General features: G+C 53.1%; 14 protein-coding genes and 1 tRNA gene. 7 read left to right on the forward strand and 8 right to left on the reverse strand.

Annotated elements, in window-relative coordinates:
• Positions 1-818: AAA family ATPase (locus tag ABF824_RS12980; protein WP_415489431.1), on the forward strand; the 818-nt coding region annotated here is incomplete at its 5' end.
• A 9-nt stretch (positions 819-827) separates the two neighbouring features.
• A complete protein-coding gene (locus ABF824_RS12985) occupies positions 828-1433 on the forward strand; it encodes an RloB family protein (protein WP_415489432.1) in 606 nt (201 codons plus the stop codon).
• Here ABF824_RS12985 and ABF824_RS12990 read toward each other — a convergent pair.
• Together ABF824_RS12990 and ABF824_RS12995 are read right to left on the reverse strand one after the other, a co-directional pair.
• Positions 1423-2100, reverse strand: coding sequence for a recombinase family protein (locus tag ABF824_RS12990; protein WP_415489433.1), 678 nt, complete (start codon positions 2098-2100; stop codon positions 1423-1425). The two genes, ABF824_RS12985 and ABF824_RS12990, sit on opposite strands and share 11 nt — an antisense overlap.
• A gap of 134 nt (positions 2101-2234) precedes the next feature.
• Positions 2235-2684 carry a hypothetical protein gene (locus tag ABF824_RS12995; RefSeq protein WP_415489434.1) on the reverse strand — a complete coding sequence of 150 codons (450 nt, stop codon included), beginning with the start codon at positions 2682-2684 and terminating at the stop codon, positions 2235-2237.
• Between the two features lie 2005 nt (positions 2685-4689).
• On the opposite strand from ABF824_RS12995, the gene ABF824_RS13000 reads away from it, so the two are divergent.
• From ABF824_RS13000 to ABF824_RS13015, 4 genes are all read left to right on the forward strand, one after another.
• Positions 4690-5502 carry a hypothetical protein gene (locus tag ABF824_RS13000; protein WP_415489435.1) on the forward strand — a complete coding sequence of 271 codons (813 nt, stop codon included), beginning with the start codon at positions 4690-4692 and terminating at the stop codon, positions 5500-5502.
• Between the two features lies 1 nt (position 5503).
• Positions 5504-5953: a hypothetical protein gene (locus ABF824_RS13005; RefSeq protein ID WP_415489442.1), complete on the forward strand. Its 450-nt coding sequence runs from the start codon at positions 5504-5506 to the stop codon at positions 5951-5953.
• Positions 5954-6545: 592 nt separating this feature from the next.
• Positions 6546-6869 carry a helix-turn-helix domain-containing protein gene (locus tag ABF824_RS13010; protein WP_223846701.1) on the forward strand — a complete coding sequence of 108 codons (324 nt, stop codon included), beginning with the start codon at positions 6546-6548 and terminating at the stop codon, positions 6867-6869.
• A gap of 407 nt (positions 6870-7276) precedes the next feature.
• The gene (locus ABF824_RS13015; RefSeq protein WP_415489443.1) at positions 7277-7939 is read left to right on the forward strand and encodes a site-specific integrase; all 663 of its coding nucleotides are present in this window, start codon (positions 7277-7279) and stop codon (positions 7937-7939) included.
• Here ABF824_RS13015 and ABF824_RS13020 read toward each other — a convergent pair.
• Positions 7890-7964 (reverse strand) — tRNA-Val (locus ABF824_RS13020). The genes ABF824_RS13015 and ABF824_RS13020 overlap by 50 nt on opposite strands.
• 167 nt (positions 7965-8131) lie before the next feature.
• On the opposite strand from ABF824_RS13020, the gene ABF824_RS13025 reads away from it, so the two are divergent.
• Entirely contained in the window at positions 8132-9043 is a 912-nt protein-coding gene (locus ABF824_RS13025; RefSeq protein ID WP_415489436.1) for an N-formylglutamate amidohydrolase, read from the forward strand.
• Here ABF824_RS13025 and ABF824_RS13030 read toward each other — a convergent pair.
• The 5 genes from ABF824_RS13030 to ABF824_RS13050 form a co-directional block, all read right to left on the reverse strand.
• Positions 8984-9451 carry a hypothetical protein gene (locus ABF824_RS13030; protein ID WP_415489437.1) on the reverse strand — a complete coding sequence of 156 codons (468 nt, stop codon included), beginning with the start codon at positions 9449-9451 and terminating at the stop codon, positions 8984-8986. The genes ABF824_RS13025 and ABF824_RS13030 overlap by 60 nt on opposite strands.
• A 165-nt stretch (positions 9452-9616) precedes the next feature.
• Positions 9617-10240: a thiamine phosphate synthase gene (locus tag ABF824_RS13035; protein WP_415489438.1), complete on the reverse strand. Its 624-nt coding sequence runs from the start codon at positions 10238-10240 to the stop codon at positions 9617-9619.
• Positions 10237-11010 carry a thiazole synthase gene (locus ABF824_RS13040; RefSeq protein ID WP_415489439.1) on the reverse strand — a complete coding sequence of 258 codons (774 nt, stop codon included), beginning with the start codon at positions 11008-11010 and terminating at the stop codon, positions 10237-10239. The genes ABF824_RS13035 and ABF824_RS13040 overlap by 4 nt, the downstream gene beginning before the upstream one ends.
• Positions 11011-11014: 4 nt before the next feature.
• Positions 11015-11212, reverse strand: coding sequence for a sulfur carrier protein ThiS (thiS, locus tag ABF824_RS13045; protein ID WP_415489440.1), 198 nt, complete (start codon positions 11210-11212; stop codon positions 11015-11017).
• 85 nt (positions 11213-11297) lie between these two features.
• Positions 11298-12108: FAD-dependent oxidoreductase (locus tag ABF824_RS13050; RefSeq protein WP_415489441.1), on the reverse strand; the 811-nt coding region annotated here is incomplete at its 5' end.

Genomic DNA, 12108 nt, shown 5'->3' on the forward strand with positions numbered 1-12108 from the left:
GACTTAAGGAAACTAGGCCATTTCTTTCTGAGGCGGCCGATAGAGAGCTTCCTGTTTTAGGGGACGCGTTCAAATGGATTTCCTTTATTCTTACTCCTGTTGAAGCAACTTCTAGCTACGCCCCTTTATTTGAAAGAATGGGAGGAGATGAAGCGTTTCGTGCTTTTCTAGAAGGCTTCATGACACGATGCGATGTTGGCATAAGCAGTTTAAGGGCAAAATCTTCCAAAGTAGATCCCTCCGTATTAATAAAAATGCCGGAATCTCTAAAAAATCAGATCGATTTGCTCGAGAAAAATGAAATACTAGGGATTGAAAGTGATGACGGCGTATCTATGGTTTTCGCAAAAAACGAAGACGATGATATTGTTGTAAAAAATATTGAAGCGATACGTAATGATTCAGATGGAAAAGAAATCGAATTTTCATTCGACGAAGAATCATCGGGAACAAGAAGACTCCTTGATCTAGCGCCTATGCTGGCTGATGAAGAAGATCAAAGAGTCTATATCGTAGACGAGTTAGATAGAAAGCTACACCCTCTTCTCAGTTACCAATTTGTTCAAGAGTTTTTAAGTAAAAAACGGAAAAGTCAGTTAATATTAACGACACACAATACACATTTAATGGATTTGGAACTGTTACGCAGAGACGAAATTTGGTTTGTCCAGAAAAAACCTGATGGAAGTTCTGAGCTTTATTCCTTGGCTGAAATGAAAATTCGACCAGACCTAAATGTAAAGAAAGGATATATTAGCGGCAGATTTGGAGCTATTCCGTTTTTGGGGCATTTCCCATCAATGGAAGAATCGATATAGGTCGGCCAGATGTCATTGACGAGTAGAAAAAAGCGACCTCTTGATCGTTCAGTCGCAGTGCGTGATGCACAATTATTCGTCATTGCCACCGAAGGTGAAAAGACAGAGGATATATATTTTTCTGCTTTTCAATCGACGAAAATTCGAATCAAAACCATTCCGACAGTGAATGGAGCTAGTGCGCCAGATCATGTTTTCAGGCGTCTTTTAGAGTTTCGTGATCAGTATCAACTTGATGATACTGATGAGCTATGGCTTGTCATTGACCGAGATAAGTGGCCGGTAAGATCCCTTCGTCAAATAGCCTCTGATTGTCAGAGCAAAAAAATTGGCCTTGCATTAAGCAATCCGTGTTTTGAGATTTGGTTGGCTATGCATTATGAAAAATTAGAAGATTTTCCAGAGAAGCTAAAAAGTTGTGAAGCCTTTCGGATGTTAAAAAACTGTTGCAAATCATACAATAAGTCTAATTTTGATCCCAAGTTATTTATTGACAAGACCGAAAATGCGATTTCGGTGGCTAAGGAATTAGATAAAAGGCCTAGATCGCGCTGGCCAGATAAAACAGGAAGTCGCGTATATAGACTCGTTGAAAAAATCAATTCTATCCTATAAATTGCATATGATTAAGGAAATTATTTTTACATATTCTTTTCACATGGCTGATGCTGCACCCAGCGAGGCGTGCAGTCTCGGAAATACTGTTTCCATGCTCGCGTAGGGCTATAATACGAGCGTGTAACCCTGTGTTTGGCTTTCGTCCTCTATATCGTCCAGATGCTTTTGCCTGCTCAATGCCTTGTTTCTGGCGCTCTCGTCTGTCTTCGTAGTCTTCTCGCGCCATTTGCAGAGAGAGCCGCAAAAGCATTTCCTGCATGGCTTCCAGGACCACGCGTGTTACGCCTTCTGCTTCTGCAAGAACCTCAGACAGATCTATCAGTCCTGGAACGGCAAGCCTTGCCCCACGCTGCCGGATTGTCTGCACCAATCTATCAGCCTCACCCAATGGCAGGCGGCTGATTCGGTCCATTTTTTCAGCAATAACCAGCTCTCCTGGCTGAAGATCGGAGATCATTCGCATCAATTCAGGTCGATCAGGGCGTGCGCCAGATGCTTTTTCTCTGTAGACCGCAGCGACGTAACATCCTGCTGCACGGGCATCTTCAACGATCCGCTCCTGTCTTCGTAAATCCTGTTCATCAGTACTAACGCGAAGATAAATGCGAGCAATTTTGGGATGAATGATTCCACCTCTCTGTTGGTTGATATTTGCCTGGTTCATTAGGGTATACCCAATTGCGCCATGTGAGATTATATGGCTCTTTAATGAAATTCCCGTTCCATAAGAGCTACCCTCTACGGACGGACTCAAAGAAGCCTATGGTTATGGAATTCGGTGTCAACTTTCTTCTCTTCTCATGCCCTTCTCACTTGCTGGCAAGTGATAGTAAGTGCGGGCGATAACGCCTTCCTCATCCTGTTCGCTTCCTGATGCAGCCGTCTTATGATTGGCGTCTTTCTAGATACCCATCGAATTTCTTCATCTGCTCGCATCTCACGGGCCAGAGCTTGCTGGCAGTCGGTGAAGACGATCTTCCGCGCCGGAAAACGTCTGTCGCGCCTGACGTGCCGTATGGCACAGTTTATGGCCCAGAGTTCTGGGTAAGCTGGTCCAGTCAAAGTCCGCGTGACCTGGCCGATTGTCGAGATTTTCATCTCACCGTCGCGGAAATGGGCGATGATCCCCGCATAGGAGGCGCGGTCAGGGTCCGCTGATGCGTCCACGGCGATCAGGGTCGCCAATGGATCAAACAACTCCTGGAACTGAACCCCCCATTCCAGGGCAAGGCGGTAGGCATGGTCCATCTTTCACGTCCTGGGTGGAGAGGGAGAAGCAAGTTAATGCTTCTCCCTCGGACCTGTTGACCGGTCAGCCATTCCCAACGGGATAGCCGAAGGACTACCCGCGCAACGCGCAGGCCCCAGGAAAGGGGCGTCCTCTTTTACCGCAGGTTTTGCCGGTTACCCGGCGTACAGAACTCGACATCCTCATAAGATTATCTCCTTATTGCTGCATGTGCATTGATTGCTGATTGTTGGAAAACTGCCAGTTTTAAGGGGAATGCGACCAACATTCCCTTTTCCCCCGGTCGATCGTAGTACCACCCACGAGGACCAGGAACATCGTCACCGGGTGCCGCCAAGCACCCTTTGTATTGATTCTCTGTCGCATGGACCTTTCGAGACTTTGACAGGACGAGGAACCACCCTCGAAATCCCTGGCTCTCCCCAACGCTTCGGATAAACCGCGAAGGGGATTTTCACTCTACTCAGACCGCTCCCAGGCATAGGCTATCGCGTCGGAACCACCCGACGCAGCCCTTAGCCCTTCCCGCGTTATTCAGACGGATTTTAACGAGCAGTACGCGAGCATCTCACCATGACTGCTAGGCTCTTGGAGCCTTTCGACCGTGCCAGGGCACAGCCGATTTGGGGGGACCGAACATCCAAAGCGTCTCCCTTACTCGCACCATGATTTCCAATTTTACCCACCGGAACACTGTAGGCCCCGGCACTCGCACTTTCTCTCCGCGCAGCGTCCTACTGAACGCCGTTACAGGCTTGAGCTATCCGACGATCCAAGCGGCTTGCGCCCCTTGGTACCGCCTCATCCAGGTTTCCCCTCTGAGGCCCATGACGGTTTCCCGCCATGCCGTCGCCCACCTGCGCGGCACACGTTCGACAATCCCTTGCCGCCCGTGGAACGGACTGGATACCGTTTCTCCCATCTAACAGGCTCACCCCTTGCCGAAACCGGCGGGGGTGGCCGTGTCCGCGTCGCCCATCTTCATCTTGAAATGTCAAAGATCGGATTGGATCGAACGGGGGAGTTTCACCCCCGAGCGCCCGTTGCAACCGGACGAGCCCGATTAAAGGCATCCGGCTACAGCAACAGATCGGGCGGGGCTGGTTAGGCCGCACCCTGCTTGCCGATGGTTAGACGGCAGGCGTGCCCCGACTGGGGCGGCAATACGAAGTGACGTGCTGGGGTGGTGGTTTGCAGCCTGGCCCTCTCCTTTCATGGGGCCGGATTGGTGGGGTGCTGTTGGCGCAGCACCGGAAGGATGGCGAGGGTCGGTCCTGATGCTTGGCGGGCATCGAAGATCGACCACGAGGGATACGATTTCGACAACCAGAATCAGGAACCGGAACGCCGGTTCTTTCGGTGTGCCAGCGACCGGCACGCATTACGGCTTTCCATGTGAGGATCGGGTGTCGGCATCCAGCCGCCCCGCGTATGTCAATCAACGCGCATGCAGGACGTGGAGGCCCTGCCAGGGCAGGATGCCTTACCCTGATTTCGCCCATCAAGTAATTTTTTATAGGATGTTCAAGTTATGAAGTATCCGAACGGCCTGCCGTTCGGATTCCGCTTATTTTATATGAAGTATACAACCCACCTCGCAAGAGGTGGGTTTCTGCCTGAAATATCATTTCAAATCAATTAGTTATTCTAAATCGAACGCAAATGAACATATTTGAACGTAATCGAACGGATTTGAATATATTTGAACGAAAATGAACGTTTCTGAACGCATGCCGCGCCTTGGTCGCGCGCTCACTCCGGGCATTCCTCGATTCAAGTATAGATCTCTTAATGTATCGCGATACATTAAGGAGTATGGTCAAAACCTTGTATTTGTATTTTGAAACTACCTCATTTTGTTATTTATGTGTTAGCGTTCATATGCTGATTTCTCAAACTTGAAGTGTATTTGAGTGAGTATTTTATTGCCGCTTAAATATGCCGATTGAGCATAGAAAATGCGCCATGAACATGACTGAGGATATGCGCGGGAGTGCAAATAATATGACCGTAAATATGTTCAAAGGTGCTTTGGTAGTCACGATCTTTGCGCTGTGCAGCATATCCGTTGATGCAAAAGCGCAGGTCATAGTGACCGACCCAAAGACTGAAGTTATTACCGATCTGGGCTATCTTGAAGCTGCCAAGTCCTACATTCAGCAGGGTGAGCAATACACCATGCAGGGAGAGCAGTATTATGAACAGCTAGAGCAGGCAGCGCAGGAAATACAGAACGCTAAAGGTCTGGCTAACATCGCTTCATTGGGGGGTGGATCACTGGATTCCGATATTTCCCGCCTTGAGAGTGTCACGGATGACCTGAGTGATCTTTATTCACTGAACGGGTTTAGTGGTAATTTCTCTCAGGAAGCGAGAGAAGTTCTTTCCAGCACCTACAATCTGCCGGGAAGCACCAGCGCCCAGGCGAGTGCGGCCAGCCTGATGGGCCTGGCATCGGATAGCCCGACAGATGCCGGATACGATCGGGCGGCCCGTGATACCAACCAGTCCATGCGGGAGGCCGCATCTCTGGCGTCAGTGAACGAGTATCGTCAGGCATCGGCCCAGGCGATGCAGCGACAGGACGAGGCTCTGGCCGACCTGGGGGATGATGATGTGGGGGCATCCACGCAGCTCATCGCGGTCGAGCAGTCCACTGCGTTGCATCAGAACGACGCCAGCTTGCAGTTACAGCAGACCACGGCGGACATGGCTTTTCAGCAGCACATCCGGCAACTGGAAGTCGAGAACGACATTGCCGAAAAGAATCTTAAGCATCTGCAAAAGGTGCAGGCTTTTACAGCGTCGAGTGACTGATATGAGACAGGCTCTATTGTTGGCCGCAGTGGTGGCCGGGTTGGGTATGGGCGAGATCCGCGCGGCTCACGCGCAGGTCATAGATCCCGAGTGGCAGGCAACACAGGCGGCCATGAAAGCCGATGAGCAGCGGCAATGCCGGCACATGACACTGACACGCAAGTTCCAGTGCCAGGAGCAGCTACAGGAGACCTACAAGGCAAAGGGGCTTGTGCCAGGCACGATGCCCTATGTGCGTCGGCGGTTTGGTGGGGAGAGCGTCCAGGGGCTCGACCAGGAGATACGATCCATCAACCGGACTTACGGCCAGGTGCGCCGTTTGAATGGTTACGAGCATCCATTACCGGGTGAACTCACCGCAGACATGCAGCAAGGCAACGTCAGCTATCTGAGCAAGCTGATAGAGGAAAAGGGCGGTATGCCGCCGCTTCTGCCTTTCGGGAACCGATAGGGGCCGGAGAGAAGGCGAAGAATGCACCACGCCCCCAATGCTCAGACGATCTACTGTATCCCAACCCTTACCGGAGTGACGCAGTAAGCGCGGAGCAGCAATAAAAATCTTACTCCTCTGTCTCTCGTGGAATTTGGCCTTTAAATACAAGGAAAGAAGGAAAGAAGGAAAGAAGGAAAGAAGGAAAGAATACTTCACGTGAAGAAGTAAAGAATAAATACACGTCAAATATATTTTTGACACGCCTTAAAACGCTTGATAACGTTTGCTCTTGATACTCGTAAACTTTGATTGATCCAGGTGATCGCAGCGAACCGATGGGCGTGCTTCAGAAAAAACCTAACTTACCAATTCCGAATGGTACGGGCGCATGTCGTTCACTTCTTATCCGCCACGTTGACGATCTGCGCCGTTTTCGTGACGAGGAGTGGTCATACGAATCGATTCATCGGGCATTTTTGGAGTGCTACGGTGAAGTATTCGCGATGTCTTTGCAGGTTTTTCGAGAAAGAGCGAGGCGCGTTCTCAAAAAAAGAACGGAAAAAGAAGTATTTCTTCCGAGGCAGGCACAATGCGCGAGGTTGCGTGAATGATGGCGAATTATCTATTATACACAGAGCCGGAAGCCGCTTCTCGCCTTGGCATTTCTTCAATTACACTGAGGCGAGAAAGGCAGGAGGGCCGGATCGGTTATCTGAAAATCCGTTCGCGAGTGCGCTACGCCGAAGTTCATTTGATAGATTACCTCGCAAGGAATGAAAGATGTCCGAGACTGACGCCGTGTTCCGAATTGGACAATACTTCCTTGGAAAACGTCCAAACTCGGATTCATGGTGCGCGTGCTGGTATGATCCCAAAACCAGACAAACAAAGCGAGCATCTCTTGGCACAAATGTTCTTCAAGAAGCGAAAATAAAGCTCGCAGAATATGTAACAGAATACGCCAAGAGAAGAAACGAACCAACGTCAGAGACGGGTTTGGCTTCTGTTTTTATGCGATATTTCAAGCATCATAGCGAGAAAACACGGAGTGCTGGTCCAAACAGAAGGGCGCTGGAGTTGATGCTGGATAGCATGGAGCCAGGCGCTTCCGTTGCTGGGTACACCGTGGCCGAACAAAAGCGCATCGCCTCGTGCTTGCGTGGCAAGGGTTATTCTGCCGGTTATACCCGCCGAGTCATGGGTATCGCCGCTGCCGCCGTGAACTGGGCCTGGAAGAATGGCGAGATTGATCGTCAGATCCCGATTGTGCTTCCACCTGAAGGCGAGGGGCGCGAGCGCATTATGACGATTCAGGAGATGGCTCGGCTTTGGGAGACAGATATGCCGCCCCATCTTCGCATGTTTCTTGCACTTCTGATTGGAACGGCGTCACGCCCTGAGGCGCTTCTGCAACTCACTCGTGAGCAATGCGATCTGGGGCACGGAGTGATTGACCTTAACCCGCCAGGCCGTGCTCGAACGAAGAAGCGGAGACCACGTATCCCGGTGCCGGAGTTTTTGAGGTCATGGATTGAGAGCGTGGCCTCGGGTCATTTCGTGACCTACAAAGACAAGCCGATTCTCAAGATCAACGGAGCTTGGCGCGCCGCGCGTGAATCAGCAGGACTGCCGTCAGAAATCGTGCCCTACACAATTCGCCATACTATGGCGACCGAACTGATTACGCGTGGCGTACCAGAGATAGAGGTTGCCTCTCTCATGGGCCATGCCATGCCAAATCTTCGCACCACAGGACGTTATGTGCATGTGCGTCCGGACTTCCTCGCAAACGCCAGACGGGCTATTGACGAGGTCGCAAGCGCCATCGACCGGGTAGCAGCCCGATTGATGGTAAATTTCAATATGCGTGCTAACAGCGTGCTAGACTCAATTGCAAAGGATGGCACTCCGATGCATAAGTCTCAGAAAACCGTTGGTTTTCTGCCGGAACGGATGGTGGGCGCAACAGGGATTGAACCTGTGACCCCTACCATGTCAAGATAGTGCTCTACCGCTGAGCTATGCGCCCATCCGTTCGGTAAGCGGCCTTCTACAAGGAGTGCTCGAATAACGCAACCCCATATGACGGATTTAGTGTAATTCGTTCTGATGCATCACGTGATTCCGAGCTTTTGACCCATGTTGGATCAAGCATCCCCTCCTTTTCATGAAGATCATCAGCTCTCAAACGGGAGAATGCGCACATCAGAGCATTCTCAGGCTGTTACGGTGTCTCGTCCAGCAGGCGATTCCATTCCGCTGATCATCTCCTCCCCTCATTCCGGTCGGCAGTACACGCCCGAATTCATGGCGCAGGTTCGTCTGCCGCTGGATGTGCTGCGAAGTGGGGAGGATTTCCATGTGGATACGCTCATGGCATCGGCGCCCCGTTATGGGGTCACTGTGCTTTCAGCGACTTTTCCACGCGTGATGTGTGACGCCAATCGTGCTTCGCTGGATCTTGATCCGGCGATGATCATGGATGCGGAACAGCAGACACTGAGGCCCACCGTAAAGGGGCTGGCCGGGCTGGGCAGTATTCCCGGTGTCGTGTCGGGAGGGCGTCAGCTTTACGCGTCCAAACTTTCCATGGCGGAAACGACATCCCGGTTACGGCGTTACTGGCACCCCTATCACGCCACGCTACAGGCGCTGATCGACGAGAAGAAGGCAGAGCACGGATTCTGCGTGCTTCTCGATATGCATTCCATGCCGCCCGGGGTGGACGGCTCAAAAGCTGACTGTGTGATCGGCGATCGTTTTGGTGCGTCGAGTGAGCTTGAATACGTGCAGGCGCTGGCGAGGAGCCTGCTTGCGGAAAAGCTGAGTGTGGCGCGCAATCATCCGTTCGCTGGTGGTTTCATCACCAGTTTTTATGGTCGTCCTGATGAGAGTGTCAGCGCGATACAGCTGGAGCTTAACAGGGCCCTCTATGTGAGCCGCAGGGCGGGGGGATGTAACGGGATCAATCCGCGCTTCGGCGAAAAGATGGAGAAGGTTATCGCGACGTTTGCTGCCTTTGTACGCGATCGGATGCAGGCGCGTGCTTCAGAGAGTATGAACCATGATCCGGAAGGCCGTGGCGAAGTGAATGTCAGCGGCATCTGATGCGGACTGATTAAGGCGGATATCCACAGTGGGTGACGACGTAACGTAAATCTGGCAGGTGCCGCTTTGCACCTGATCCAGATGCCCGGTCATGCAGATGGCATGACGGTTTACGAGCAGATCTTTCAACGTTGGAGTGCCAGCGCCATCTGCGGTGATCGCTACCATGAAGTGACGTGTATTCAGCTTTTCAACGTCGACGATAAAAGGGTTCATCGTCACGCCCGCCACGGAAGGGCTGTTACGGACGGTCGCCTCAATCTGCTGGGCTTCCAGTGCTGAACCGGGTGTCAGGCTGTTATAGACGATGGCAACATCGACTGTTCCTTCCGGAGGAGGAACAACAAAGTGCAACGTCTGGCCCAGAATGGTGACATCCTGAGCGTCGAATGACGCGGCCCGAGCCATCGAGCTGCACCCCATTACGCACAGAACACCGCACGCTGTCAGGAATCTGGCTGTTCTGTGCACGATCGGGTTGCGCCAAACATATTCAATTCAATTACTGTGGCGATAATCCTGCAGAGCTATTGAGGAAGGTTTAAATTACCACGCAAACACACATTGTTGCGATCAAGAAACAGCCGATTCCGTCGCTTTCAGCCATGCATGGACCTGCCCTTCCGGGTCATCCGATAGAATGAAGTCGGAAACCGCCGATACGCAGTCCGCTCCAGCGGCCAGGCATTGTGGTGCCCGCGCAAGCTTGATGCCGCCAATGGCGACGAGCGGAAGATCGCCAATTCTCCTGCGCCATTCTGTCAGTTTTGCCGTTCCTTGTGGGCCGAACGCCATTTTCTTCAGGCGTGTCTCCCAGATCGGACCAAGCGCAACGTAATCCGGAGCGGTGGCAAGTGCCCGATCCAGCTCTTCAATACAGTGCGTGCTCAGGCCAAAGCGCACGTCGGCACGGCGCAGAGCATCCAGATCGGCAATGTCGAGATCTTCCTGCCCCAGATGCACCCACGGGGCCCCAAGGTCGATGGCTTCCTGCCAGAAATCATTGATGACCAGCGTGACGTCATGCTTCCGGGCAAAAGCCAGACCTTCCTCCAATTCCTCTCGCAAGGGAGTGCCAGTCTTGTCTTTGATACGAAGCTGGATAAAGCGTGCACCGGCTGCGCCGAGGCGGTCCACCCACAAGGCACGATCGACGACAGGGTAAATGCGTTGTGGGAGGCGGCAGGAAGCACTCATGCCAGTGCCGCCATACCAAGAACCGGTGTTGAGGGAACAGCCATGTCGCGAGCCTCCATCGGGTTGGCCTGATAGGCGAGAGTGCCCGCCTCGACAGCAAGTCGGAAGGCGTCGGCCATCTTTACCGGATCGCCCGCCTTGGCGACCGCCGTGTTGATCAGGACGGCGTCATATCCCATCTCCAGCGCTTGTGCCGCATGGGATGGAACGCCAATGCCCGCATCTACCACCAGAGGAACATTGGGGAAATGCGCGCGCAGGGCGCGGAGACCGAACAGATTGTTCAGGCCCTTCCCTGATCCGATGGGGGCGCCCCAAGGCATCAGAACCTCGCAACCCGCCGCAAGAAGGCGCTCCGCCACTACGAGATCTTCCGTCGTATAGGGAAAGACCTTGAACCCTTCCGAGGTCAGAATCCGGGCAGCTTCAACCAGCCCGAATACATCCGGTTGCAGCGTGTCGGACTCGCCGATCACTTCGAGCTTGATCCAGTCCGTTTCAAAGACTTCACGTGCCATCTGGGCGGTAGTGACAGCTTCCTTGGCCGTGTGACAGCCTGCCGTATTGGGGAGGACGGGCACGCCCAGTTCCCGGATGAGGGACCAAAAGGTCTGCCCCGCTTTCTGACCTGCCGCTTCGCGTCGCAGGGAAACCGTGATCACGCCGGCCTGCGCCGCTTTGACCGCGCCCGCGAGGATATCCGGCGAAGGATACTGCGCGGTGCCGAGCATCAGGGGAGAGGAAAGAGTGGTTCCGTAAAACTGCTTCATATCTTTAGCCTCCCTGCATGGGGGCAACGATCTCGACCTTCATGCCTTCGGAAATAGCAAGTTGTGAACGTCGTGAGGCAGGCACGAATTCTCCTTCCACCGCCGTGGCAATCCGGGCACCGGTCAGCCCCAGCTCATCCACCAGTGCCGCAAGCGTGCGGGCAGTCACAGTCCGGGCTTCGTCATTGACGAGAATATTCATGTCAGTCTCCCTGACCGTCTGAGGCGACAACCATTCGCCCTATCACTTGGTGCGTAAGACGCATGGGTGCAACCCGCTGGATGGATTACGATTCGCATACGATTTTCGTGACCTGTTCTCCCAGCCAAGGGGAAAGCAGATAACCGTGGCGGTACATGCCGTTGACGAAAATCGTGCGGCCCTCCTGCGTTACCAGTGGCATGTTGTCCGGATAGGACGGGCGCAGTCCGGTGCCGATATCGACAATTTCCGCCTCGGCAAAGCCGGGATGCAAGGTCCACGCCGCGTTGAGAAGTTCGCTCATCGAACGCAGGGTTATGGGCCCCGCGTTCTCGCTCTCGATCATCGTCGCACCAACCATAAAAAGGTGGTCTTCGCGCGGAACGATATAAATGGGGATACGCGGATGCAGCATTCTGACGGGCCGATGGAGTGTCACATCCGGACAACGTAGCAGCAGCATCTCTCCCCGAACGCCGCGCAACGTTGGAAGTTCTTTTTGGGCACGCAGACCTGTCGCATCGACGATCCAGTCGAAAGATTGGTCGGCAGGGATGTCGGGGTGATTGAACAGGACACGCCCACCGAATTCATTCACCAGCCTGTCGGCAAGAGCCGGTAGGGCTTTGCGGGGATCGAGATGGCCTTCCTCCGCAAAGAAAAGGGCCCGTTGGAAGCGCTGTGACAAATCTGGTTCAAGCGCTGTGATCTCATCCGGCCCGATTTCTCTGAAATGGCTCGTGCGTCTCCCGAAGTGGGCAAGCTCTGCCGTGTCGCGGGGTGGTGCGACCACAAGACTGCCGTTCGCCTGCACGGTCGGCACATTTTCGCGCCACCAGTCGAGGGAATGAATCCAGTGTTCGGTCACTTCCGGTGGCGCACCTTCGGCCTCGCAC

Source organism: Acetobacter sp., from assembly GCF_047721705.1.
GTDB lineage: Bacteria > Pseudomonadota > Alphaproteobacteria > Acetobacterales > Acetobacteraceae > Acetobacter.